27 protein-coding genes and 5 pseudogenes are annotated in these 24125 nt (G+C 60.6%); 24 read left to right on the forward strand and 8 right to left on the reverse strand.

Annotation, left to right across the window (positions count from 1 at the left end; all coding sequences use genetic code 11):
* Positions 1-231: 231 nt before the first annotated feature.
* The 3 genes from IVA80_RS38400 to IVA80_RS23850 all read right to left on the reverse strand — a co-directional run bounded on the left by IVA80_RS38400 (position 232) and on the right by IVA80_RS23850 (position 1979).
* Complete coding sequence (locus tag IVA80_RS38400; protein ID WP_256467510.1) at positions 232-363, reverse strand: hypothetical protein; 132 nt, start codon at positions 361-363, stop codon at positions 232-234.
* Between the two features lie 180 nt (positions 364-543).
* Positions 544-810 carry an acyl-CoA dehydrogenase family protein gene (locus IVA80_RS23845; protein WP_247436091.1) on the reverse strand — a complete coding sequence of 89 codons (267 nt, stop codon included), beginning with the start codon at positions 808-810 and terminating at the stop codon, positions 544-546.
* A 491-nt stretch (positions 811-1301) separates the two neighbouring features.
* Entirely contained in the window at positions 1302-1979 is a 678-nt protein-coding gene (locus IVA80_RS23850; protein ID WP_247436095.1) for a helix-turn-helix domain-containing protein, read from the reverse strand.
* Positions 1980-2519: 540 nt separating this feature from the next.
* Between IVA80_RS23850 and IVA80_RS23855 the strand changes: the two genes are divergently transcribed.
* From IVA80_RS23855 to IVA80_RS23900, 10 genes and pseudogenes are all read left to right on the forward strand, one after another.
* Positions 2520-2801, forward strand: coding sequence for a DUF3551 domain-containing protein (locus IVA80_RS23855; RefSeq protein ID WP_247436098.1), 282 nt, complete (start codon positions 2520-2522; stop codon positions 2799-2801).
* A gap of 764 nt (positions 2802-3565) precedes the next feature.
* Positions 3566-4670 (forward strand): annotated as a pseudogene (gene sfnG / locus IVA80_RS23860) (dimethylsulfone monooxygenase SfnG).
* A gap of 130 nt (positions 4671-4800) precedes the next feature.
* Positions 4801-5613 carry an ABC transporter ATP-binding protein gene (locus IVA80_RS23865; protein ID WP_247436102.1) on the forward strand — a complete coding sequence of 271 codons (813 nt, stop codon included), beginning with the start codon at positions 4801-4803 and terminating at the stop codon, positions 5611-5613.
* Positions 5613-6501, forward strand: a pseudogene (locus IVA80_RS23870) (branched-chain amino acid ABC transporter permease). The gene IVA80_RS23865 and the pseudogene IVA80_RS23870 overlap by 1 nt, the downstream one beginning before the upstream one ends.
* A gap of 3 nt (positions 6502-6504) precedes the next feature.
* Positions 6505-7551, forward strand: a complete 1047-nt coding sequence (locus IVA80_RS23875) for a branched-chain amino acid ABC transporter permease (protein WP_247436105.1) — start codon at positions 6505-6507, stop codon at positions 7549-7551.
* A gap of 28 nt (positions 7552-7579) precedes the next feature.
* Positions 7580-8911, forward strand: a complete 1332-nt coding sequence (locus IVA80_RS23880; protein WP_247436107.1) for an ABC transporter substrate-binding protein — start codon at positions 7580-7582, stop codon at positions 8909-8911.
* Positions 8912-8979: 68 nt separating this feature from the next.
* Positions 8980-9776, forward strand: a pseudogene (locus tag IVA80_RS23885) (ABC transporter ATP-binding protein).
* Positions 9777-9799: 23 nt separating this feature from the next.
* Complete coding sequence (locus tag IVA80_RS23890) at positions 9800-9964, forward strand: hypothetical protein (RefSeq protein WP_247436110.1); 165 nt, start codon at positions 9800-9802, stop codon at positions 9962-9964.
* Positions 9961-10458, forward strand: a complete 498-nt coding sequence (locus tag IVA80_RS23895) for an acyl-CoA dehydrogenase family protein (protein WP_247436113.1) — start codon at positions 9961-9963, stop codon at positions 10456-10458. The genes IVA80_RS23890 and IVA80_RS23895 overlap by 4 nt, the downstream gene beginning before the upstream one ends.
* The gene (locus IVA80_RS23900) at positions 10445-10987 is read left to right on the forward strand and encodes an acyl-CoA dehydrogenase family protein (protein ID WP_247436116.1); all 543 of its coding nucleotides are present in this window, start codon (positions 10445-10447) and stop codon (positions 10985-10987) included. Before IVA80_RS23895 ends, IVA80_RS23900 begins: the two co-directional genes overlap by 14 nt.
* 205 nt (positions 10988-11192) lie before the next feature.
* Here the strand turns inward: IVA80_RS23900 and IVA80_RS23905 are convergent, their stop codons facing one another.
* From IVA80_RS23905 to IVA80_RS23920, 4 genes and pseudogenes are all read right to left on the reverse strand, one after another.
* Entirely contained in the window at positions 11193-11666 is a 474-nt protein-coding gene (locus IVA80_RS23905) for a MarR family transcriptional regulator (RefSeq protein ID WP_247436120.1), read from the reverse strand.
* Positions 11667-12173: 507 nt separating this feature from the next.
* Positions 12174-12380 (reverse strand): cold-shock protein, encoded by a 207-nt coding sequence (locus IVA80_RS23910; RefSeq protein WP_247436123.1) that lies wholly within the window; start codon positions 12378-12380, stop codon positions 12174-12176.
* Positions 12381-12515: 135 nt separating this feature from the next.
* Positions 12516-12923: a hypothetical protein gene (locus IVA80_RS23915; RefSeq protein ID WP_247436126.1), complete on the reverse strand. Its 408-nt coding sequence runs from the start codon at positions 12921-12923 to the stop codon at positions 12516-12518.
* 291 nt (positions 12924-13214) lie between these two features.
* Positions 13215-13835 (reverse strand): annotated as a pseudogene (locus tag IVA80_RS23920) (transposase); the annotation flags it as partial.
* Between IVA80_RS23920 and IVA80_RS23925 the strand changes: the two are divergent.
* Positions 13821-14600, forward strand: a pseudogene (locus tag IVA80_RS23925) (IS256 family transposase); the annotation flags it as partial. The pseudogenes IVA80_RS23920 and IVA80_RS23925 overlap by 15 nt on opposite strands.
* Positions 14601-14855: 255 nt before the next feature.
* Here IVA80_RS23925 and IVA80_RS23930 read toward each other — a convergent pair.
* Positions 14856-15107 carry a helix-turn-helix transcriptional regulator gene (locus IVA80_RS23930; protein WP_247436129.1) on the reverse strand — a complete coding sequence of 84 codons (252 nt, stop codon included), beginning with the start codon at positions 15105-15107 and terminating at the stop codon, positions 14856-14858.
* A 197-nt stretch (positions 15108-15304) separates the two neighbouring features.
* Between IVA80_RS23930 and IVA80_RS23935 the strand changes: the two genes are divergently transcribed.
* The 13 genes from IVA80_RS23935 to tnpB all read left to right on the forward strand — a co-directional run bounded on the left by IVA80_RS23935 (position 15305) and on the right by tnpB (position 24059).
* Positions 15305-15583, forward strand: coding sequence for a DUF2285 domain-containing protein (locus IVA80_RS23935; RefSeq protein WP_247436132.1), 279 nt, complete (start codon positions 15305-15307; stop codon positions 15581-15583).
* A gap of 159 nt (positions 15584-15742) precedes the next feature.
* On the forward strand, positions 15743-15934 hold the full coding sequence (locus IVA80_RS23940; RefSeq protein ID WP_247436135.1) for a DUF6499 domain-containing protein: 192 nt from the start codon (positions 15743-15745) through the stop codon (positions 15932-15934).
* Positions 15935-16103: 169 nt separating this feature from the next.
* Positions 16104-16514: a DUF2285 domain-containing protein gene (locus IVA80_RS23945; protein WP_346348015.1), complete on the forward strand. Its 411-nt coding sequence runs from the start codon at positions 16104-16106 to the stop codon at positions 16512-16514.
* A 121-nt stretch (positions 16515-16635) separates the two neighbouring features.
* Positions 16636-16914, forward strand: a complete 279-nt coding sequence (locus IVA80_RS23950; RefSeq protein ID WP_247436140.1) for a helix-turn-helix domain-containing protein — start codon at positions 16636-16638, stop codon at positions 16912-16914.
* Positions 16915-16916: 2 nt separating this feature from the next.
* Positions 16917-17819 (forward strand): replication initiator protein A, encoded by a 903-nt coding sequence (locus tag IVA80_RS23955; protein WP_247436143.1) that lies wholly within the window; start codon positions 16917-16919, stop codon positions 17817-17819.
* A 444-nt stretch (positions 17820-18263) separates the two neighbouring features.
* Positions 18264-18728 (forward strand): DUF2840 domain-containing protein, encoded by a 465-nt coding sequence (locus tag IVA80_RS23960; RefSeq protein WP_247436146.1) that lies wholly within the window; start codon positions 18264-18266, stop codon positions 18726-18728.
* Between the two features lie 26 nt (positions 18729-18754).
* Positions 18755-19234, forward strand: coding sequence for a S26 family signal peptidase (locus IVA80_RS23965; protein ID WP_247436167.1), 480 nt, complete (start codon positions 18755-18757; stop codon positions 19232-19234).
* A 158-nt stretch (positions 19235-19392) separates the two neighbouring features.
* A complete protein-coding gene (locus tag IVA80_RS23970; RefSeq protein ID WP_247436169.1) occupies positions 19393-19788 on the forward strand; it encodes a transglycosylase SLT domain-containing protein in 396 nt (131 codons plus the stop codon).
* Between the two features lie 1014 nt (positions 19789-20802).
* A complete protein-coding gene (locus IVA80_RS23975; protein ID WP_247436149.1) occupies positions 20803-21330 on the forward strand; it encodes a relaxase/mobilization nuclease domain-containing protein in 528 nt (175 codons plus the stop codon).
* A 4-nt stretch (positions 21331-21334) separates the two neighbouring features.
* On the forward strand, positions 21335-22591 hold the full coding sequence (locus tag IVA80_RS23980; protein ID WP_247436151.1) for a DUF3363 domain-containing protein: 1257 nt from the start codon (positions 21335-21337) through the stop codon (positions 22589-22591).
* Between the two features lie 291 nt (positions 22592-22882).
* Positions 22883-23260, forward strand: coding sequence for an aminotransferase class I/II-fold pyridoxal phosphate-dependent enzyme (locus IVA80_RS23985; RefSeq protein WP_247436154.1), 378 nt, complete (start codon positions 22883-22885; stop codon positions 23258-23260).
* A gap of 29 nt (positions 23261-23289) precedes the next feature.
* Complete coding sequence (locus tag IVA80_RS23990; protein WP_247436157.1) at positions 23290-23712, forward strand: transposase; 423 nt, start codon at positions 23290-23292, stop codon at positions 23710-23712.
* The gene (tnpB, locus tag IVA80_RS23995) at positions 23703-24059 is read left to right on the forward strand and encodes an IS66 family insertion sequence element accessory protein TnpB (RefSeq protein WP_247436174.1); all 357 of its coding nucleotides are present in this window, start codon (positions 23703-23705) and stop codon (positions 24057-24059) included. Before IVA80_RS23990 ends, tnpB begins: the two co-directional genes overlap by 10 nt.
* The last annotated feature ends 66 nt before the right edge of the window (positions 24060-24125 follow it).

The raw sequence follows: 24125 nt of genomic DNA on the forward strand, positions 1-24125 counted from the left end.
CGGCAACCGCGTGAGTAAAGGTACGGGTTCGCGCCTTAACCCACTCCGTCGTGTCACTAGCGGCGCGCCGCGCAATTCCAGCGGGGGTCGCAAGCAGGAGCAACTGAACATAGGCCGTTCCAAAGACCCGGCCTTCCGTTCCATATCCAGGACCAAGAATTCGGTCCTCGAGGATCGCTACATTCCTGAAATGAGCTGAACTGCTTGCGGTAAGTCTCAGGCCGAAGCATCTCAGTCGTCGTAGATGCTGACGCCGGGCTGGTCGGCATCGACAAGTACGGCGATCCGCTTGCCGCTCTGGTCAGCCGCTACGATCAAGTGATCGGCGTAAAGGGTTGCCAGTCGTGTAATATTTCGTGCCATTGAGCTGTAGTCCGTCTCCGTCCGACGTCACCGCCGTCCGGTAGCGATCGACAGCGCCGACGCCCAACTCGGTTGTCGCGGCCCTGATGAGGGCACCGTTCGCGATGGCTCTGAGCCACCGCGCTTTGGTCGCCTCGTCCTTGTCCAGGCGCAAGTCCTCGACCAGGTTGAAATGTGCCCTCAGCGCCTGTGCCAGATCGGAGTCCGCAGCCACAAGTGCAATGAGCAGATCGAGGTCTGACGAAGCGATGCGCCGAGACCACCGAACTCGACCGGAACCCGCAAGGCTCCAAAGCCTGCCTCCTTGAGCAGCGTTATCGCCTCGAAGGGGAGGGCGCGGTTTCGCTCGCGCTCCACCGCACCCGCGGCGATCCTCTGAAAGACCGGCGCGAATCGCTTTTCCAATTCTCCGTCGCTGGTGGTGAGGCTCGCGATGTGAATGGTCATCGTTCTGCTTCTCTCCGGTCAACTCAGTAGTTGAAAAATCAACGCTCACGAAGAATAGTCCCTTGTGGTTGGAGAGCCAGACTGTATTTCTGCGGGATCCAAGACAATTGTTCGAAGCGGCGCGCGCTTCAAGGAAAAAATCTGCTGCGCAAAATGGTCATCGCAAATTCGCGGCGACGAGTGCATGACTTGGATACGATAAAGAGCGCGACGTTCGTAAACCTGAATGCATTCCATTCGAGCGAAACGGCGGTCGAGAGCCTATTCCAAAGGATGGATCGCCATCAACATTCTGACCAGTTGGTTCAAGAAGCTGTATGATCCAGAGGCGTTAACCGGCGCTGCGCGAAGTCACATCGCAGCGTTGGGAAATAGCGCTTCGGAGCGGATTCGAGCGCCTCAAAGGTGCGGATGATTTTATGCCTGCAGTCCGGTAATTTGCTGCGCAGGTGATCCTGGCTGTGACCGAAGGGGCTCACGCCGATCCGCGTTTAGCTTTGCATGTCAAGGCTCGCGAGCCGCTGCCGGTCCCGAATCATGATCTCGCGTTGAGTATTGCCGATGAAATCTAGGATGCCATCACTATGCAATTGTGATACTGCGCGCGAAACGGTCTCGATGGTCAGGCCAAGGTAATCCGCGATGTCACGCCGAGACATCGGGAGCGAGATCACGTCAGCAGCCGTGAGCCGTTCATTCATTTCGTGCAAGAACGCGGCAACGCGCTGCAGAGCAGTCTTGCGCCCGAGCAGCAGCATATGGTTTTCGGCGTGCTGCAAGTTATTCGTAGTCAAGCTGAGCAGGGTGCGCCAGACAACCGCGTCAGTCTCGGCCACCGTCTCAAGATGTAGCCGCCTGATCAGGCGAACAGTGGTGTGGGTGATCGCTTCCGCCGTAAATCGGTGGGCTCCGCCGTTCTCGAAAATATCACCCGGCAAATGAAATGCGCCGATCTGGCGCCATCCATCGGGGAGTAATTTGCAGGTCCGTACCGCGCCTTTTCTGACCTGATAGACGTACTCGGCTGGGTCACTCTCGATGTAGATGATCTTACCTTTCTTGTAAGTGAATTCGCTCAAGCTTACGATCGGATTTGACCCGCTCGATATGCCGAACTCACTGAGCGAATTGATGCGGGATCTTTGGTCTGTGGTGACGCTCACAAACATGGTCCGACACTCCTGAACCAGAATATGCGAAGTGAATTGGAGCCTCGCGAATAAATTGGGCGCAATCTATGGATGCCTGCAGAGTGTTTAACAAGCGTCCATGAAAAGAGGAAGTCGTGTCGTAGTGACGCAGTGCCCGCGCAACAGTTGAGGTGACGCAATTGAGGCCTCCGTCGGGGCTGTGTGCTGGCCAACACGCGTTGGAGCGACCAAAACGAGTCGGCCATACGAGAGTTCTGCTGCGCGAAGGCGCCGCGTCGCGCTTAAAAGATGCGTTTCGCAACGCAGTGTCGCTGGAAGTCTGCTTCGAAATGCGGGGTTAGCTCAGGACCGAGGACGGGTAGCATAATCCGCTCCAACCCTCTCATTGCTCCCCACCCTTATCCAACGTCCTGCTCAAGTGTCCCGCTCGGTCTCTCCCCACGGGTGATGGTCTTGCTGACAATGTCCGACTGGACCCGCCATCTGCCATTCATTAAGATCAAACCGTTCAATTCGGATCCTCTATCCTTCAGCTAATTAACGGAGGCAAGAGATCGCATGCGCTACCTTCTCGCTATCGGAGTGGTAACACTTCCTATCCTCGTCGGCTTTGGATCAGGCTCGACCGCCGCTTCACGGGTTCATTCGTACCCCCCACCGGCCCGCCAAGATGTTTATTGCTTGCAGGGCCGAGCCTGGGGATATCCGGGCAACTGCCAGTTCTCAACCTATAGCCAGTGCATGGCTACGGCATCCGGCACATATGCCTATTGCGGTATCAATCCGATCTACGCCTACGAGCGACAGGGAAGGCAATTGGGCTGGAGCGAACGTCGTTAGGTCAGCCAAGGACGGCGTTGGATGAACGGGCGGGCCGTTCAGACTCTTGTTGCCGTTCGCTCGACCCCACCCATTCTGCGCTGAATCCGTTGGGTCGTTCGTTTGATTGCGTCCAGTGCCGGGCGTGCTTGCATGTTGGACGGCAATAGCCGGTCCGATCATGCGAATTCTATGTCTCCGATCTCTTCGGCAGAGCAAGTGATCTCAGATGCCAGCGAGTGCGATTGGAATATTCCAGTCAGCGGCCGAAGCCGCAGTATTTGGTGCACGTGGCTATGCCGATGCCGCCGTACGGCCGTGGCGATTGAATGAGCTTCTGCGCGGCGAGGAAATGATCAGCTTGCACCCACACAGCAACAAACGATGCGTTCGCCGCTAAACAAAAGGAAGCTGATTTTCTCCGCGTGGCGAAAAATAGTTCGTCTTGGACTCGCATGGTCGAACAATCTCTGAGAGGATTGATCATCAGGCGATGGTGCCACTCAGGAGCGCGGACAATGCGCAACTACGTGCTCGACAGTGTTACGCATCCGATTCCGAGCAAGCTAGTCGACCAGTTGTGTTCGTGTTGTTCCTGAGCGGCGTCTTAATTCATAGGGACGATCTGGCCTGAGATCGCTCTAGATCCTCGAAATCAATAACCCAAACGCTGGCTGAACAGCAGTGTCGGCGCCCGCTCGTTTTGAGCGGCGTGGTCGCATGGTGCTGCGCGCTCATGCCGCGCCCACCTCGCAGTAAGTGTCATTCTCAAGAGACAAACCAGGATGTCTGTAAACAACGAACCGATCAAATTCGCCTACTGGGTGCCGAACGTATCCGGCGGCCTCGTGATTTCTTCGATCGAGCAGCGTACCAGCTGGGACATCGACTACAACCGGAAGCTCGCCCAGATCGCGGAGAAGGCTGGCTTCGACTACGCTCTCAGCCAGATCCGCTTCACGGCGGGTTACGGGGCCGATAATCAGCATGAGCCGGTCAGTTTTTCGCAGGCGCTGCTGGCGGCGACGGAAAAGCTGAAAGTCATCGCCGCTCTCCTGCCTGGGCCGTGGAATCCCGCCGTAGCCGCCAAGCAGATTGCGACGATCAGTCAGCTCAGCAGTGGGCGCGTTGCGGTCAACGTCGTATAAGGCTGGTTCCGGGGCCTTCAATGCAATCGGTGAGCCTTGGCTCGATCATGATGAGCGCTACCGGCGTTCGGAGGAAATCATCCGTGCTCTCCGCGGGATCTGGACGGAAGAGAGCTTCGCGCTCAAGGGGGATTTCTATCGGTTCAACGAGTACTCGCTCAAACCGAAGCCCTTGGAGCCGCTTCCCGAGATCTTCCAAGGTGGCTCTTCGCGCGCCGCCCGCGACTTGGCCGCCCGCGTGTCCGACTGGTATTTCACCAACGGGAATACGCCAGAGGGGCTAAAAGCGCAGGTCGAGGACATCAGGTCCAAGGAGAAGACTTTCGGCAAGAGCTTTAAGACCAAGATCGGCATCAACGCATTCGGCATTGTCCGGCAGACTGAAAAGGAAGCCAGGGAGATCCTGCAGGAAATCCTCGACAAGGCGATCCCCGATGCGGTCCGCGGCTTCCACCACGAGGTCCAGAACGCCGGGAATGCCAGCCCCGAGCGCGAGGGCAACTGGGCCAAATCCACTTTCCAGGATCTCGTTCAATACAACGACGGCTTCCGCTCGAACCTGATCGGCACGCCACAGCAAGTCGCTGAACGGATCATCGAGCTCAAGGGTGCCGGCGCCGACCTGATCCTGCTCGGGTTCCTGCATTTCCAGGAAGAAGTCGAATTCTTCGGCAAGCATGTGATCCCGCTGGTTCGCGAACTCGAGGCAAGGACGCCTGTACGCGTTCAGGCTGCTGAATAGGCGCAAAGCGAGGGTGAGCTACGTGACCGCAATTGCGACAGGGGCGGGCGCCTTTCGGCTGGAGGAGATCCCTCCACGCCGGTACGCGCATGTATCGGGCGGAAGGCCCGAGCAGGCGCTGGAGGGGCGCGTGGACGAGTCTGCCAAGACCCCGGTGCGGCCGGCGCTTGGGCTTGCGAGTATTTCGCTGGCGTTCGGCGGCGTCGCAGCGCTACGCGAGATCGATCTGGAGGTCGCGCAGGGCGAGATCCTGGCTGTGATCGGTCCGAACGGCGCCGGCAAGAGCTCGCTCCTCAACATCGTCAGTGGAATTTACAGGCTCGATCGCGGCGAGGTGCGGTTCGGCGAGAACTCCTTTCGCGAAGTGCCGACGTCGAAGCTGGCAGGACTTGGTGTTGCGCGGACGTTTCAAAATCTGGCGCTCTTCAAGGGACTTTCCGTCTTCGACAATGTGCCGATGGGACTGGCGCATCGCGTGCGTGCGGGATTTCTGCAGCAGATCGTCGGCTCGCTACTAGGGAGACGGATCGAGGCGGAGAATCGCGCGGCTGCCGAGGAAGTGATCGGCTTCCTGCATCTTACCGAGGTTCGTGACCGCCTTACTGGGACGCTTCCCTATGGACTGCAGAAGCGGGTCGAGTTGGCGCGGGCCCTCGTTGCGCGGCCGAAGCTCCTGCTGCTCGACGAGCCGTTCGCGGGCGTAACTCTCACTGAGAAGCGGGAACTATCGCAGCATGTGCGCAACGCCCGCGACAGCTTCGGGGCAGCAATCGTTCTGATCGAGCATGACATCGGGGTGGTGATGGGGCTGTCCGACCGCGTGGCTGTACTCGATTACGGGCGAAAGATCGCGGACGGCACGCCCGATCAGGTCCGCGCCGATGCTGCGGTGATCGACGCCTATCTCGGCGTCGCACATGAGGACGATAAGGAGCTGATCTGATGCTCGATTACCAGTTTTTGCTTGAGGTGCTGATCGGCGGCCTGCTCTCGGGTGTGATGTACTCCCTGGTCGCAATCGGGTTCGTGCTGATCTACAAGACCTCAGGCGTGCTCAACTTCGCGCAAGGCGCGATGCTGCTGTTCGCGGCCCTGACCTTCGTCAGCCTGATCGAGCGCGGCGCGCCATTCATTGCCGCGCTGGCCGCAACGCTGGTCATCATAGTCGCGCTGGGCATCGCCACCGAGCGGTTGGTGCTGCGGCCACTGGTCAACCAGCCGCCGATTACCCTGTTCATGGCGACCCTCGGGCTCTCCTACGTCATTGAGGGCGCAGCCCAGCTCCTTTGGGCACGCAGGTGCATGGCCTCGACATTGGCATCAGCGACACGCCGTTCGAGGTGGCGGGCGTGCTGACCAGCCAGTTTGACCTGTTTGCGGCGGCGGTCGCCGGCAGTCTGGTCGCACTGTTTGCGCTTTTCTTTCGCTACACCGGCACGGGACTGTCGTTCCGCGCCGTTGCCGATGATCAGTTTGCGGCTCTTGCGGTCGGCTTGCGGTTGCCGCGGGTCTGGGCCGCGGTCTGGACTGCGTCGGGGATCGTGGCCCTCGTCGGGGGACTCCTATGGGGCGCACGGCTCGGCGTGCAGTTCTCGCTGTCGCTCGTCGTCCTGAAGGCGCTCCCGGTCTTGGTCCTCGGTGGGTTCGATTCGATCACAGGGGCGATCGTCGGCGGTCTTTTGGTGGGCGCCATCGAAAAACTTGAGAGGTCTATGTTGGTCCATTCTTTGGCGGCGGCATCGAAGCCTGGGCCGCCTATGTCGCGGCACTGGCGCTCCTCCTGATCTGGCCGTCGGGCCTGTTCGGGCAGAAGCTGGTGGAGAGGGTGTAGACCATGCCGGCTCTCTCTTCCGCCAAATCGGCCTGGTTCTCCAGCGAGGCGCTGTGGATCGGCCTCGTGATTGTGGCCGCCTACGGCATCGTGCCGCTCGCGGGGACAGACTATCTGCTCGACGCGGTGCTCACGCCGTTTCTTGCGCTGTCGCTAGCCGCCGTCGGGCTCAACGTCCTGACCGGCTACGCCGGGCAGGTCTCGCTCGGCTCGGCCGCCTTTCTCGCTGTCGGTGCCTACGCCGCCTACAATCTTCACCTTCGTATCCCGGCATTGCCGCTGCTCGTCGATCTGGTGCTGGCCGGAGGCGTCGCGGCGGCCATCGGCATCGTATTCGGGCTGCCGAGCCTTCGCCTACGCGGATTCTACCTCGCAGTATCGACACTCGCCGCGCAGTTCTTCGTGCAGTGGGCGCTGACCAAGTTCAGCTGGTTCTCCAACGACAATCCATCAGGAGTGATCGACGCGCCGATTCTCAGTATTGGCAGCATCTCGTTCACGAGCCCCGCCGAACGTTACGTCTTCTCGCTGACGATCGTGGTCGTTTTGACCCTGCTGACGCTGCGGCTGCTGCGTTCCCAATCTGGCCGCAACTTCATCGCGGTCCGCGATCACGAGATCACGGCCAAGGTGATTGGTGTGCCGCACTTGCGGACCAAACTGCTCGCCTTCGCAATCTCGTCCTTCCTTATTGGCATTGCCGGCGTGCTCTGGGCAATTGCTTACTTGCGTACGGTCGAGCCGGCCGGCTTCAATCTGGATCGCTCGTTCCAGATCCTGTTCATCATCGTCATTGGCGGCCTTGCCTCGCTACGCGGCTCCTTCATCGGCGCTGCCTTCATCGTTGTCTTCCCGCTCCTGTTGTCCCGGATCGGCGCGGCGCTGCTCGGCAGCGTGTTCGATTCGGGGGTTCTGGAGATGAGCCAGCGCATCGTGATCGGTGGCCTCATCATCGCTTTTCTGATCGCAGAGCCGCGCGGGCTGATCGCGCTGTGGGACCGCGCCTGGGACGCCATGCGGCCCGTCAGGCGCCCGGTGTATCCGACCTGAGATTTTGCTTAGCCCAAAGGAGCTTGCAATGAACGTGATGAGACGTCTGAAGGTCACGATGGCTGCGGCACTCGCCGTAGGCCTTGCCAGTACATTGGCGGCACACGCCGACGAACAGTTCTTTCCGCTGCAAAGCTACCGTGTAGGTCCCTATGCCGCCGGAGGAACCGGATTTTTCGGGGGCTTCATCGACTATCTCAATCTGATCAACATCCGCGATGGCGGCGTCAACGGCGTCAAGCTCACCTGGGATGAAGGTGAGACCCAGTACGAGGTTGAGCGCGGCGTCGAGGTTTATGAGCGGCTGAAGAGCCGTCCCGGAATCGCGGCCTGGAATCCGCTGTCGGTCGGCATTGCCTATGCCATGATTGACCGGATCACCAAGGACAAGGTGCCGCTGATCACCATCAACCATGGCCGCACCGATTCGACCGATGGTCGCGTATTCCCTTACGTCTTTCCGCTGCTGCTCAATCCCTACAGCGAGACGTCCGGCATCGTGAACTACATTACCTCCAGGGAAGGCGGCGCGGACAAGCTGAAGGGCAAGAAGATCGTCGTGCTCTATCATGGCTCGCCCTATGGCAAGGAGACGATCCCGATCTACAAGCTCTTAGCAGACAAATACGGCTTTGAGCTGGAGCAGATCGAAGTCCCACACCCGGGCAATGAGCAGCAATCGCAGTGGCTCTCGATCCGCCGGGCGAAGCCGGATTACGTCGTGTTGCGCGGCTGGGGCGTGATGAATCCGGTGGCCTTGAAGACCGCGCAGAAGGTTGGCTTCCCTGCCGATCACATCATCGGCAACGTCTGGTCCAACTCCGAAGAGGATGTCATTCCCGCTGGTGACGCCGCCAAGGGCTACATCGCAATTACGACCCAGGCCTCCGGCGCCGAATATCCCGTGCTCCAGGAGGTGATCAAGACCGTCTATGGCGCGAACAAGGGCAATCTTGAGGACAAGAAGCGCATCGGCAGCGTCTATCACAACCTCGGAATCGTAAACGGCATTCTCAATGTCGAAGCTGTCCGGATTGCGCAGGCAAAGTTCGGCAAGCGCACCTTGACGGGCGACGAGGTCCGCTGGGGTTTTGAACACCTCCAGCTCGACCCGGCACGGGTCGAGGCGCTGGGTGCGAAGGGCCTGTTCCATTCGATCAACGTCACCTGGGACAATCATGAAGGGGACGGCCGCGTCACCTTCCAGCAGTGGGACGGCAGCAAGTGGAAGGTCGTCTCGGACTGGATCGCGCCGGATTGGGCGTCCTTGCGGCCCATCATCGAGAAGTCGTCGGCCGCCTATGCAAAGGAGCACAACATCAAGATCCGCGCCTCCGGCGATGATCAGGTCGGCCAGTAGCACCAGGCAATGCTGGGGTCTCAGCGGGAGCCACGGCTCCCGCAGCTTTCAGACGGGGTGAAACCGGGATGAGTGACGTTCTGCTTTCGATCGAAGGGCTCGCGGCAACCTACAACCACGCCATTCGCGCGGTAAGCGACGTGTCGTTTGTGGTTCGGCGTGGCGAGATCGTCGCCGTGCTCGGCGCGCCAACGGGGCCGGCAAGTCGACGACGCTCCAGGCGATCTCGGCGCTGCTGCCGGCTCGGCGCGGCCAAGTGGCAGCCGGGCGCATCATCTTCGACGGCCGCGACATCGTGTCCGCATCGCCCGCGAAGCTGGTCCGGGCCGGGATCGTTCCGGTGCTTGAGGGCCGGCATTGCTTCCCCTCGCTGACCGTCGAGGAGAACCTTATCACCGGCGCCATTGGCCGCGATGCAAAGTCTCGCATCATCCGCGCAGACCTTGACGAGATCTACGAGCTTTTCCCACGACTGAAGCATCATCGCAGCTCGATTTCGGGCCTCACCTCAGGCGGCGAGCAGCAGATGACCGCGATCGGTCGTGCGCTGATGTCCCGTCCACGCCTGTTGGTGCTGGACGAACCCTCCATGGGGCTTGCGCCGCTCGTCGTCGAAGGCATTTTCCGAGCGCTGAAGCAGCTCAACAGCGAGCAGGGGCTCTCGATCCTGGTCGCGGAACAGAACTCGACGGTTGCGCTGCGCTTTGCCGACCATGCTGTCGTGCTTGAGAGCGGCCGCAGCGTGCTGTCCGGTGCATCAATCGAATTGCGCAGTCGCGACGATATCAAGGCGCTTTACCTCGGTGGTTCGCCGCAAACGGACGTCGCCGAGAAACCGCTCATCCATGCCGTTGTCAGAGTTTGACGACACATAAGGGAGAATGACCAATGGCTAACGACAATCTGGCTCGTAAGATCGACTCTGATGTCTATTCTCGGCTGGATGCGGCGATTGATGCGACCGTAAAGGTCAATGCCGATCGCAATGATCTTGAAAGCCGTTTTCCAAGAGAGAATCTGAGGGCATTGGCAGACGCCGGCTGGGCGTGTTGAACGAAAGCTTTGGTGGCCTCGGTCTTGGCCATGTTGATTTTGCCGAAGCCGCCTACCGCATCGGACAGGCTGATGCGTCGACAGGCCTCGTCTATGTTATGCATGTCGGCGCGGCCCAGACGATCAGCCTTTTTGGCAATGACGACCAGAAGGAGCGCTGGCTCCAGGCGAACAACGGCGCCCTGCTCGGGACATACTCGACAAGCGAACGTGCCACTGGGGGACACTGGTGGTACAATCTCTCCGAGGCGTCGCGCGACGGGCACGACTATCTTCTCAACGCGGAAAAGTCGTTCACAACGAGCTCGGGCCAGGCTGATTTCTACGTCGTTCAGACGCGCAGCCCGGGTGCGAAGGACCAGAACGACATCGTCTTCTTCATCGTGGATGGCAAATCTGAGGAGCATCGAATCCAAGCCTTGGGATGCGCTCGGTGTCCGCGGCAATCACTCAGGTCCCATCCGGTACAACAATGTGCGGGTGCCGCAGCGTGACCGGCTCGGCATCGAGGGGCAGGGCAAGGAGATCATTTACGATGGCGTATCCCCGGTCTATCTGATCGGCCTCGGCGCCGTCTGGGAGGGCGTCGCCCGCGGCGCGTTGAACGCAGCCGTCAAGCACGTCACGAATTTCGTGCACAAGGATCGAAACAAGAGCCTGTCGGACTATCAGGCGATCCGGCAGGAGCTCGGCGCGGCCAAGGTGTTGGTCGAGACCTTGAGGCCGTGGCGCCTGGAGCTCGCGGCAAGGCTGGATGAACTCTGGCGAGCCGGTAAGTCGCAGAGCGAAATCCTCATTCCTCTGACTGAGTTCAAGGTCCATGCCGCCGAGGTTGCGAACAAGGTCGCGGCAGCGGCACTCACGGTCACGGGAGGTTACGGCTATCACCGAGGACCAATCGAGCGCTCCTTCCGCGACGCACGGGCAGCCATAGCCATGGGGACCCTCGAATGTGATTGCTCGGGACTGGATCGGCTAGGCGCTGGTCGGGCTGCCGCTCGAGCTGTTCTACGAGGGCGGTGAGTAGTTCTACGTCGGGACCTCTAGCCGCCTGCCGGCGCTTGCGGTGTTCAGATCCGTAGCTGATTGTCGCGAGAGCATTCCCGCGCCTGCTCGCACGGGCTTGAGAGGTCAGCCCGTCCGGGGGGCGGAGCGACTCACGGTGGATCTTTCCGGCTCAGATGGTCTCTCGCGGGCGACAGGAGGTCGCGTTCTTTTCAGTATTGTCTCAATCTGTCTCAGAGTTCAGCGCAGCGTGCAGCCGAGCTTTCTCCAACCGAGACCTGAGTCCACTAAGGCAGCCCGCCAGTTTGGCGAACTCCTGAATGCTGAGATAATCAAAGACGAACTGCTCGAGCTCTTCCTGCTGCCTTGCAATGCTCGCGAGGCTCTTGCGAGCGATGTCCGTGAGCGACAAAAGGACGTACCGGGCATCATTCGCGTCAGACTTCCGGCGCACGAACCGCTTGCTCTCGAGCTCCTTGGAATGCTTGGTGATGAAACCCGACTCAACTCTCATCAGCTTCGCGACAGCGTTGACGGGAACACCATCATCTTCTTCCAGTTCCGTCAGCGCCATCAAGATCATCATTTGCGGACCGGTGATGCCGAGCGCATTCGCCTGGTAGGACCGAGGATCGTCAAGACATATGTCGATCGATCTGATCTCCCATGTGAAGCGCCTGAGTAGATCCTGACTCACGCGCAGCTCTTTCCGGAGGCGTGTTGCTAATCCAGGCTTTTTGGGTGGCATCTGATCTCAGGAGCTCCATCCTCAAAACGATTGGCTGCTGGCTGGGCCCCACAAAGGGGACCGATCTTCGCTGATCGCTTCGACGTCCCACGCGCCCGATCTGAAATCAATCGCCACACTCAGACGAGTTCGTTTGGTTCGATCTTATTTAAGAGGATGAGCCCCGGTCTAGCTTCGAGAGTACCACGCAACTTCACCTAATCGCCGTAATTAAATCCGGTCAAAAACTTGAGAATATCCGCAGGATTTCCGTAGATCGCGCGTCTTGTGCGCAGTTATTCCGCAGACGTAGTCACGCTGATGTCGCGAATCACAGACAGCGAGTATCACCCGATCCACCGTGCCCAACCGACGCCGATATTCAACCCGCTGTTTTCCAACGCGCGCTAGGATTTGTACGCATCGTCTCGCAGTGACGTGGTCCTTACGGAGCGATGTCCGTCTCGGCGAGAGAAGTCATCCTATACGGAGATTTTCTGCCGACGCTTTACCCGAGCTGCCCGTCTTGCGCTCGAAGCTGGTCCTGGCCCCCTCAGCAAGAGCGGTGTAGCCCGCTTTCTCGACTGCCCTAATGTGCACGAATACGTCGGCGTCGCCATCATCCGGCTTGATAAAGCCATAGCCCTTTGTCGCGCTGAACCACTTCACGATACCGGTTGCCACTACAATTTCTCCATTTCAAACGAAGCCTATCCATGGTTTGCAGAGGCATCAAGGTCTTGCGCGTAGGCCATTTGCGACGTTGCCGCGGCACGATATGTAGCCACATCGTCGTCGGTGGTGAGCTTTGCAGAATGGCTAGGCGGACCGGCCATCGCGCGTCCTCAGGCGCTTACGTCGGCGATGCCTACGACGGGCGCTGTGGCCTTGTCCGTCCGGGGCAAGCGCGGGAAGCTCACTTGCGAGAGGTTTCTCACCCGTGCCTTCGAGCGCTCGCTCCAGAGAGGTCGGTAGGCCCGTCTGTTCCAGCAATGCAAGAAAGGCCCGACCTTTTTCCGTTATGATCCACTGTCCGGGTTCTCGCGCAACCAGCCCTTGTCCGAAAATATTGAGATCCGGCGCCCGCTCCGCCAATCGCTTCATGCGAGCCGTCCACTCCGCACCGCTGGTGTAGAACACCGCCAGGTAGTCCTTCAGGACGGCGAGACTCGCACTGCCTTCTGGTTGACCGGCGAGAATTTTAAGTATCGAGACCTGAAAACTCAATTTCTCTAACCAAACGCGATAGGACGAACACCGCACATCTTAGCGGCACCTGCCGGACCCCGCGCTGGACTTCAAAACAAGAACCTGAAAACAAATGCTGATGTACGGATCATCCGACAAATTTGGATGAAGCTTAGCATTACAGTTGCCGTTTTGCTTTGAGATGCGCGCGCTGAGCGGCAGCCTGGTGAGCTCTGCGCCAGAATGACCATGCAATGACATGCGCGGGTTGGATCCGCTTTCGAGCAAGCCTGATGGCGATGCGGCGGATTTCCTGGATTGACCAACGGATCAGCGGCGGCGTGGGTGTGCTTTGGCTTTTGCCGGGGGGCGAGGTTTGGTTTTTTTGGGCGGTGGCGGATTGGCGCGATGGCGGATCGCCGCCATCATGGCGAAGGCGAGCATCACCAGGGACACGTGGCGATGCCAGCCATGCCAGGACCTGCTCTCGTTGTGATCGAGCCCGAACTCGTTTTTCGCGGTTTCAAAGCTGTCCTCGATCGCCCATCGATGGCCTTCGACCGCGACCAGCGTTTCAATTGATGTTCCCGCTGGGCACCAGGTGGTGAAGAAGGCGAGATCGCCATCGGCGATATGGCGACGGATCAGCAGACCGCGCGTCCATAAACCATCATTTGCGCTGTTGAACTGCTCGACCTCGAGATCGGCCAGTTCGAGATAACACCAGTCATCCAGCCGCGGTCCTTTGGTTCCGGCTCCCGCCGACAAGCGCTTCCAGTCGGACGGGCGCCGCGTCCGGGCGATGTCTTCGGCCTTGCCGGCGACCGGCGGTCGCTTGCCCCAGGATCGGAAGACATGAGAGCTGCTGACCCCGAGCACATAGCCTTTGCCTGCCCGCCGTAGCTGCTGTTCGATATCGCCAACACCGTAGACGGTGTCACCGGCAAGCGCTACGTCTACATCTGGGCCGATGGCATCCATCTGGAGGCGCGGCTCGAGGACGAAAAGCAGTGCATCCTGGTGCTGATCGGAGCGACGCCGGAAGGCCGCAAGGAACTGGTCGGCTTCGCCGATGGCGCCCGCGAAAGCGCGCATGACTGGCGCGGTCTGCTGCTTGATCTGAAGCGCCGTGGGCTCGACGCGCCTCCGCGGCTCGTCATCGCCGATGGCGCACTCGGGTTCTGGAAAGCCGCCGGCGAGGTCTGGCCGAAAACGCGCGAGCAGCGCTGCTGGGTGCACAAGACTGCAAACGTGCTCGCCAAGCTGCCGAAGAGCCAGCAGCCGAAAGCCAAGCGCCCGTTGCAGGAGATCTGGATGGCTGAAACGAAGGTCACGGCCGGGCTGGCGTTCGATGCCTTCATCGAGAGCTACGCGCTGAAATACCAGAAGGCGGCCGACTGCCTGAGCAAGGATCGAGACACGCTGCTCGCCTTCTAAGACTTCCCGGCCGAGCACTGGAAACACTTGCGGACGACCAACCCCATCGAAAGCACCTTCGCCACCGTGCGCCACCGCACCATCCGGTCGAAGGGTTGTCTGTCGAACGGGACCGCGCTCGCCATGGTCTTCAAACTGGTCGAGGGCGCACAGAAAAGCTGGCGCCGTCTCGATGGCCACAACCAGTTGCCAAAACTCGTTCTTGGTGTGACATTCAACGATGGGATCGAGGTCATCGCCAAGTCGACCGACCGTCAGCCCATAACCGCCGCCGCCTGACCGGTACTGCCGTCACCAAAATTTGGCGATAGCTCGCGCCGATCTACGCGAACCTGTCCGACCACGAAGGCGGAGAGGGTTACACACTCCTATTGTCGCGCCAAGCTGTCTCGCCACCGCTTCCGGCGCCAGCGCAAGAACGGCGAATAACATCCGTTCCGCCGAGGCCCGCCGGAAAGGCGGGCCTTTTCGTGGCTGCAGTCACAGATCCCGCCAGGTCACGCCAAAAGCCAGATGCGGCGACGCATCCAGCTCTCAGTCTGACCGCGGGCTCTTCTTCTTTTTCTTCAATGATGACGTAGGACGTGTCAGCAGGTCCGTGACCTCAACGCCTAAAGCGCGCGCAAGGCGCTCGACAACATCGATACCGGCCGCATAAACACTTCGTTCGAGCGAACTGACATAGGTTCGGTCAATCTCAGCGCGATGCGCCAACTCTTCCTGTGACAGTCCACGGGCTTGTCTAAGCTTCCTCAAATTGACCGCCAATATCTCGCGTATGTCCATACGCGAGAGGCCATGCTCTTGTAGAGTATTTCGCCACGGAGTATTCTCGACAAAATATCAACTGCGGCACTTTTCCGCCGTTGGTGCTCCGCCTTCAATGGTTGTCGCGTCGATTGGCAGAATGCGGCTACAGTGCGGCGTTCAAGAAGCCGGGGCGGGAATACACAATCGCAGCGCATTCTTCTTGCAGGAAATCCATGCAAACACCGCCACTTGACCCGGATGTCGCGGACTCAGCGCCCACAGATCCGGCACTTACGTCCTATGACGAGGAGCATCTGGTGACCTATTGGCGGCTTCTCGACGCCGCAGCCGATGGCGCCGACTGGAAAGAAGTTGCTCGGATCGTGCTGCATATCGATCCGGACTGCGAGCCCGTGCGATCACGAACTGCGTTCGATAGTCATTTGGCGCGCGCAAGATGGTTGGCGGACCACGGCTACCGTCATTTGCTACGCGGCGGCGCTGCTAGATAGCAGAATTCGCCATCCGAAATCCTCAATCGAGAACGCAGTTCTCTCGGCTCAGAGAGATCGCTTTTGCGCATCACGCAATGCGTAATTGATGGCTTCCACGGCAACCTGAGGCTCCATAGACATTCCACCGCAATCAATCTGCGGTAGAGAATCCGAGTAATGTCTGAGTTCGACTGGCGCTCGCCGGAAGCCTATCAACCCGCGATCAAGTCGGGACAGATCGAGGATTTCGCTTGGGAATCGCTGCGGCGGAGCCCCGACTATCGAAGCGCCTATCAACAGGCGCGATCAGAAGGTGGGCAGGCGACTTCCGAATTTCGAAGGAGATGGGGCGTCTGCTTTCGCTCATGACCCGCGCGCGTCCTTCCAGGAACAGACCATCTTCTGGGCGCCCGAGGCCTTGCCGACAGTGGTGCCGATTGTTCGGACCTTATTTAGGTCACAACAGCTAAGCACGACGCTACCGCTTGCAGATCTCGCGCCGGGTAGCATCAGACAAGCGTCGGACGGCTGGCATACCGTGTTGCGCATTCAGGGAGCGCAACATCACCTGTGGCTGAAAGAGGCGCCGCAGCTCGGCGTGACTTACGCGGCCGAACTGGCGCTCGACGCCGATTTCGAAGTCCGCGCCAATGCCTCACATCGGTTGTGGCGGGCGGTCAACGGCCATTCGCCAGGACCTCCCTTTCATCGGCTTTCCGCACAACGGCGCGAACGTCTGAGCTTGGCGCTGAGAGCTTTGGACGGGCACATGGAGGGCGCCTCCTACCGCGTCATCGCCGAGGTGCTGTTTGGCCGAAAACGGATTCCTGAGCGCTCCTGGAAGACTCACGAGCTGCGCAGCCAGACCATCCGGCTTGTTCAGGCCGGACTCGCGCTGATGCGTGGCGGCTATCGCGCATTGCTCCGCCCGCCACCTCGCGACGAATAGACGGGGTGCCGAAAATCGCGTCCTCATCTTCGGCATCCCCCTAAGCGTTTCTGCTCCGCCATGGTGTCCGTCGACGCGCGATCAAACTCGTTCGCGCTCCGGACGACACGGAGCCCTTCAAATGCCCGACGCGAACACCGGCACCCCGCAGCGGTACCTCCGCACACCGGAGGCCGCTCGCTTTCTCGGCCTGTCCGGCCGGACGCTGGAGAAGCACCGCACCTATGGCACAGGTCCGATCTACCGTAAGCTGGGCGGCCGCGTCGTCTACGCGCTCGAAGACCTGAAAGCATGGGTGGACCGCGGCGCCAAGACGTCGACCAGCGATCCCGGTGCCGGCACGGTCTTGCCCGCCAAGCGGCACACGCCCTTTCCTTACGCCGGCAAGGAGCGGCGCTGACCATGCCGGACAGCAACCCCTTTGCGCGCGGGCGGCGTCGTTCAGAACGCGATCAGCTCGATCTGTTTCGCGCTCTTCCCGGCGATCTTGCGCCGCGCGATGCGCAAGATCTGATGGCTTATCCGTTCTTTTCGCTGGCGAAGTCGAAGCGGATTGTTCCCATCGATTTCGGCGCGGGGACAATCAAGATCCGTGTCGAAGCAGTGCCGGAACATGGCATGGCGACCATCTGGGATGCGGACGTTCTGATCTGGGCCGCTTCGCAAATTGTCGAGGCTCGTGACGCCGGTTTGAAGACGTCGCGGCTGATGGCCGCCACCCCTTACGAGATCCTGACTTTCGTGGGACGCGGCACGAGCGTGCGCGACTACGACCGCCTCAAGGCTGCGCTCGACCGATTGCAATCGACCACCGTGATGACGTCCCTTCGCCAGCCAACGGAGCGCCGGCAGCATCGGTTCTCGTGGATCAATGAATGGAAAGAGACAGCCGATATGCACGGCCGGACCCGTGGGATCGAGCTGATCTTGCCAGACTGGTTCTACACCGGTGTTTTGAACGAAGCACTCGTGTTGACTATCGACCGCGCATATTTCGATCTCACTGGCGGACTGGAGCGCTGGCTTTATCGCCTTGTGCGCAAGCACGGCGGGCGCCAAAAGGGCGGCTGGAGCTTCGATCTCGTGCACCTCCACGCGAAGTCGGGCTGCTTATCGCCGCTCAAGCACTTCGCATACGACCTGCGCCAAATCGTCCGACACAAGAGATTGCCCGGCTATCAACTGGTCATCTCGCAAGACCCAAATGGCGCGCAACGATTGAACTTTGCTCCCATTTCGGTGGACCCGCTTGGCCAGCGGCTGCGGAAGCGCGGGCTCATCTCTGGTTCGGGGGAAAACCTGTGAATCCTGCCGTGCTATCAAGGACCAGCGCCCCCGTGCCATCGGGGACTGAGTATGCGTGCCATCAAGGACCAGCATTGCGGAAAACCATGGGCCGCAGAGGAACTTCCGCTTCCTCTAACTTCCCTAACCAGGAATCCTTCGGATTCTTTCTAACGGACCGCGGCTCAACATCGCTGCACTGTCCGTGGTTGTCCATCGATTCTCCCGCATGCTGAACCGCTCGAAAACAACTGACCTGCTTCTCGGTCGTGGAGAGGCTCCTTCGCAGTCCTGGTTCGGGCGGGAGCGTTGCCTTGCCTTCGGGCACGCGTGGCTTTCTGACGCGACAGTAAGCGCCAAGCATTCGTGCTTCGCCTCGAGCGAGGTCTGCCTGCGCATACTCGTCCACCGTCCAGATCGTCACATCCACACGGCGCGTGCCATCCTGCAATATGGAGCTTCAACATGAATGATCTCATGACCGTTGAGCTCCTGTGGCTCGAGAAGCGCATCGAGAACCGCATTCGATTCGGCCGGCCTGCATCGGAAAAGATCATTAACAATCACCGGCGTGTTCAATCATTTGCGCCCGGCAGCATTTTTGCGTTCGTGCGCTGGACCTCCAATGACTTTGGAACCGTCCTGTCACGCGTCGATATTCTGCGCGCGCCCGCACCGGGGCAACGTTACTCGACTGTCCCGTGGATCAATCCCGGCGGGGAGAGCCTGCTGAGATTATCCGGTTGGCCGAAGGTCGAACGTGTCCTCCAGCTGATCGACGCGGTGGAAGCACTTGGCATCAATCCTGCCGACGCCGCGCCCGACTACTGGCACCACATGCACAATCGCCTTTCCGTTAATGAGACGCCGCGACCCTATACCCGTGCGCGCCACCAGGCTTGGCTCCGGCGCCGAAGGGTGACATTCTGATGGGCCGGCTGATAGCAGCTCTTGCGATGTGTGGGGCCACGACCCTCGCGCTCTCCGCCGACCAGGGCACCGCGCCGTTGTATATTTGGAACGCTTCGCAGAGCGTGCCGACCGGTCTTTATCGCTTGCAGCCGGTACAGCGCCTCAGTGTCACCGAGCTTGTGGCCGTTCGCCCGCCCGAACCGCTTGCGACCTTCCTGGATCTGAACGGGTATCTGCCGTTCGGCATTCCCATGCTCAAGCGGGTCTTGGCGCTTCCGGGACAGACCGTCTGTAGAAGAGAGCTCACCATCCTTGTCGACGGCATCGAGATGGGAGAGGCCCGAGAGCGCGATGGCCACGGGCGGCCATTGCCCGTCTGGCATGGATGCCGCGTTATAGCAGCCGACGAAATCTTTCTCATGAACTGGCAATCCCCCGACTCGTTCGATGGGCGCTATTTCGGGCCGATCGCGGCGTCCGCCGTGATCGGGCGGGCGTTGCCTGTGTGGACGAAGGAAGAATGATCGTGGTTCCCTCGCTTCACCGAGTTGCAGCTCCATCCTTCGGCAAACCACAGCCCCTTTGCTCCTTCCCGGCCAAGCTCGTGAAGAGACGTGGGCGCGACCATCAAAATCAGCTGCAAAAGCGGTGCGCTGACTGTTCACAGGTTGCGTTCGTGGCCATGAGGGCATGCCTTCCAACCCCGCGCATAATCGCAGCATTCCTAGCAGGTTTGTTAGCTCTCGAGATCCCATCGTGCTGTCGAGCCGAGACTGTAACGCAAGCGCTCGCTCCGCCCTCATCGTGCTTGCGGAAACCCATCCCATATGCAGCCTTCATTGACGAGGCTTCCCGCCGGTTTGCGGTTCCCGAGCAATGGGTTTGTGCCGTGATCCAGGTCGAAAGCGGTGGCAAAGCGCACGCCGTGTCACATCGAGGTGCACTGGGCTTGATGCAAATCATGCCAGGGACGTGGGTCGAACTGAGCGTCCGCTACAAGCTCGGTCTCGACCCCTTTGACCCGCACGACAACATTGTCGCCGGCGCCGGCTACGGTTCGGGTCGGAGGGATTTCTAGCGGCCTACAATGCAGGCCCCAGGCGCTATGAAGAGCATCTGACGACCGGCCGCGCGCTGCCTGAACAAACACTGGCTTACGTTAACAAACTCGAGCCATTAACCGGAGTACATCGCTGGCGCGGTACTTCGCTGACCAGTCACAGCACACATTGGATGCAGGCTGCGGTGTTCGTTCCGCGATTGGATCGCTCATCGACTGAACGCAGCTCAGTATCCGCTCGGCATGAAATGCCTGCATCGAAAGACACGCGAAACCGCCACGCGACCGAACTTGTGCCCCAGGCGAATGGTCTGTTCGTGCCGCGATCGGAAGAGGTGACGTCCAGATGACGATAATCGCATCTCCTCGCATGCCATCGCAAGTTCTCGCACTTTGGAGAGTGATGAGGACACGGGCGAAAGAGACGGACCGGGGACGGCAAGATAAAGCGAGTGACCTCGCTGCCGGAACTTCGTTCCTAAGAGTTTGTCTGCACATTGTTTTTGGCCGAGCGCGCTGAATGTCGGGCAAGGTGTGCCCAGCAGCGCCCGCTGGCGCTTTCTGATTTGTTTTCAATGGCTAGAAGCGCGAACCGCTGGCAATGTGCGCCGAGAGAGCGACCGCAGTGCTTGCGCTTACGCCAGAAATCTTTCGCTCTCGTGCGACGACAACGTTCGGCTCTTGTCTGGCGTCTTTCCACCTCCGATCGTCATCTCATGCCGAGCAGTGAAGATGACTTTCGCATCCGTCCGGGGAAGGTTCGGGATCGTGGTCGTGGACAGAGGCGCCCGCGTCCATTTGGCGCGAAGCGTCCACGCCCGGCCGGTTTCCTGGGCCACGTCAAACAGGCCATCCGCCGGGCCGGTGGCAACCCCGACCGCGTGGGGATGGCCGGCAGGGGAAGCGGTCGTTTCAATGCGCGCGGCCGGGGCGCTGCGGTCGCGCCGATGCTGAAGGAACGCAGTGCGTGGACCCGGGACGGAAGCGGGACGCGCACGCGGGCCCGACGCGTGGCGGTCAGAGGCTCGCATCGTGAAGCTCAACCCGCAGCGCGGCGGGATCAGGGGACGGGGGTTCGCCAGCGCCAAGGCGGTCGATGCCCACCTGCGGTACCTGGAACGCGATGGCGTGACCAAGGACGGCGAGAAGGGACAGGTCTATTCGGCGGATCGCGAGGCCGAAGATAGCCGCGCTTTCCTCGAGCGTGGACGCGAGGACCGCCATCAGTTTCGCTTCATCGTCTCTTCCGAGGACGGCAAGGAGCTTGCCGATCCGCGCGAGACCACCCGCAATCTGATGAAGCAGATGGAGGCCGACCTCGGGACCAGGCTCGACTGGATCGGGGTCGACCATCACAACACTGGCCACCCCCACACCCATATCGTCGTGCGGGGCATCACTGAGGACGGCAAGACCCTCAATATCGCCGGCGACTACATCGCTCATGGCATCCGTGAGCGGGCGAGTGAGATCGACGCGGGAACTCGGCCGTCAGAGCGAGCTCGAGGTTGCAAAGCAGCTCGAACGGGAGGTCGAGGTCGACCGCTTCACCCAGCTTGACCGGATGCTCATTGCCGAACAGCAGGGCAGGGAGTTCTCCGATTTGCGTCCCGGTCGGGACATGCCGGACGCACTCCGTCGGAATCGTGCGCTCCTGATCGAGCGGGCGCGCAAGCTGGAGCGGATGGGGCTCGCAAGTGAGGTCGAGAGCGGGCACTGGGTTGTTTCTTCGAAGGCGGAATCAGTGCTGCGAGAGCTTGGCGAACGCGGTGACATCATCAAGTCCATGCACCGGGCGCTGGAGCGCGAAAGTTTGGCGGAGGACCGCCATCCCTCGCGCTACGTTGTGCATCGCGGTGAGGCAACCGAGCGCATCGTCGGCCGCGTGCTCGACAAGGGCCTCGGGAGCGACGAGATGAGCGACAGGGTCCGCCTGGTGGTCGATGCTGTGGACGGGCACGTGCATCACATCGAGATGGATGCCGCCCGCGCCGAGGATATTGGCCGAGGCATGATCGTCGCGGCCGGCTCTGCCCCTCCCGGGCTGCGTGCGGCCGACCGCAACATCATCGACGTCGCAGGCGAGGGCGGCATCTATCGCCCAACCGAACACCTGGAGCGGGCACGCGCTGCGATCGACAGTATCGGCGGCGATCCGCACGCCTTCGTCCGCTCCCACGTTCGCCGCCTGGAGGCGCTGCGCCGGGCCGGCCACGTCGAGCGGATCGACGCCGATCACTGGCGCGTCCCAGCTGATCTTCCCAAGCGCGGCCAAGCCTACGATCTCGCTCGTGACCGGGCCAACATCCGCATCAGCATCCTGTCTCCGACTGGGCTTGATCAGCAGATCGGCCACGACGGCGCGACGTGGCTCGATCGCGAGCTGGTCTCCCGCCAGCGCATCGTGCTCGGGGACGAAGGGTTTGGCCAAGAGGTCAGGGCGGCGCTGGCCAAGCGCAAGCAAGCGCTTATCGACGGGGGCCATGTGACAGACCTCGGTGACGGCAACATTCGAGCGCCAAAGGACCTGATCCAAAGGCTTGAGGCCGCTGACATCGAACGCGCGGGCAAGACGCTTGCGGCCGAACGCGGATTACAATGGCGGCCGGCTGGCGTCGACGACAGCGTCAGCGGGCGGCTCGTCGGCGTCACTCAGCTCAGCAGCGGCCGGTTCGCGATGCTTGATGACGGTCTCGGTTTCAGTCTCGTGCCATGGCAAGACGCCCTCGAGCCGCAGATCGGCCGGCAAATTTCCGGCATCGTCATGCCCGGTGGGCGCGTCGACTGGACGTTCACCCGCAAGCTGGGATTGGGGTTATGATTGAGAGCCAGGCCGGCTAGTGGTTGGAGCGAGCATGGCCAGGGTGAGCCGCTGGCGAGCCGAAAGCCAACGATGACCGTCCCAAGGCCCACCGGGTGACCGCCGGTGTAGCCGGATCGAGGCGCATGAGACAGTTCTTGCGCTGCTGAAGGAAACACCGGCCGATGCTCCGCTGCAATGAAATATCGAGGCTATCGATTCATCTATTCAAAAAACCGATAGCCTGATTGGTTGGGCAGGCTGAGGGCGAGTAGAGGTTATGAGATACTTCTCTATGTCGTAGGTATTGTCTTGTCCCTCCTTGCAGAACGCCTGAAGGTCGTCCGCCCCTCCGAAACGAAAGCCATGACCGCTCGTGCGGCGGAGCTGCGCGAGCAGGGCACCGATGTCATCACGCTCAGTCAGGGTGAACCGGATTTCAACACACCCTCAGCCGTGTGCGAAGCCGGCATCCGGGCTATCCGCGACGGGCGGACGAAGTACACGGCGGTCGCCGGAATCAAAGCGCTTCGCGAAGCGATCCGCAATAGCTTCAGCCGAGACCATGGACTCAACTACGGCATCGATCAGATCACGGTGGGCTGCGGAGCCAAGCAGGTCGTGTTCAACGGCAAGCGTGGTGCTGAGGCCCTTCAGATTGTTTGTGCGCAGTCTTGTGAGCGCCGCTAGAAGAGTCATCTTCTGCAAGGGTGCTCACAATGGACGACCATTCGGACGACATAAGACGACCGCTGTCTCCGCGTGTCGAAGTGTATGCTGGAGTAGGCCGAAAGCAGTGGCCGGATGATTTGAAGGCCCAGATTGTCGCGGAAAGCCTCGAGCCAGGCGCGATTGTCACAGATGTCGCGCGTCGCCATGGGTGCCGGCCCCAGCAGGTGCACGACTGGCGGCGCCGGGCGCGTTTGGGCCAGTTGGTACTGCCGGCTTCGGCGGACACGCTGTCGTTCGTGCCGGTGGTATCGGAATCGGCGCTACCGGCAGCCGCAGAGCCCACCGGGTCGCCGGAAGCAGCTGTTGTGACGGTTGAGCTCCAGGGGGCACGAGTTGAGGTGCGAGGGACGCCTGGCCTTGCTGTGTTGAGTGATGTGTTCTTGGCGCTTCGACGGACACGATCATGCTGACGGCTCCCGCTGGCCTCATGATTTACGTTGCGACCCGACCTGTAGACTTCAGGAAGGGCGCGGATGGCCTGGCGCTGTTGGCGAAGGAGACGCTGGGCCACGATCCGATGAAGGGCGTGGCGGTGGTCTTCCGTGCGAAGCGCGCTGATCGGGTGAAGATCGTTGTCTGGGATGGTAGTGGCCTCGTGCTGTATTGGAAGCGGCTTGAGGGCAGCGCCTTCAAGTGGCCGCCGGTCGTTGACGGCGTCATGCGAATGAACGCCGCGCAGTTGTCGGCGCTTCTGGCCGGCATGGATTGGACACGCATGCATGCACCTCGAATCCCGCAGCCGAAAGCACTTGCGTAGGACATAAAGTCTTCGCTGCATCGGGGCGCGAAGCATGGCAGACTCGGGCCAATGAGTGATTTGCCT

This window comes from Bradyrhizobium sp. 139 (genome assembly GCF_023074175.1).
GTDB lineage: Bacteria > Pseudomonadota > Alphaproteobacteria > Rhizobiales > Xanthobacteraceae > Bradyrhizobium.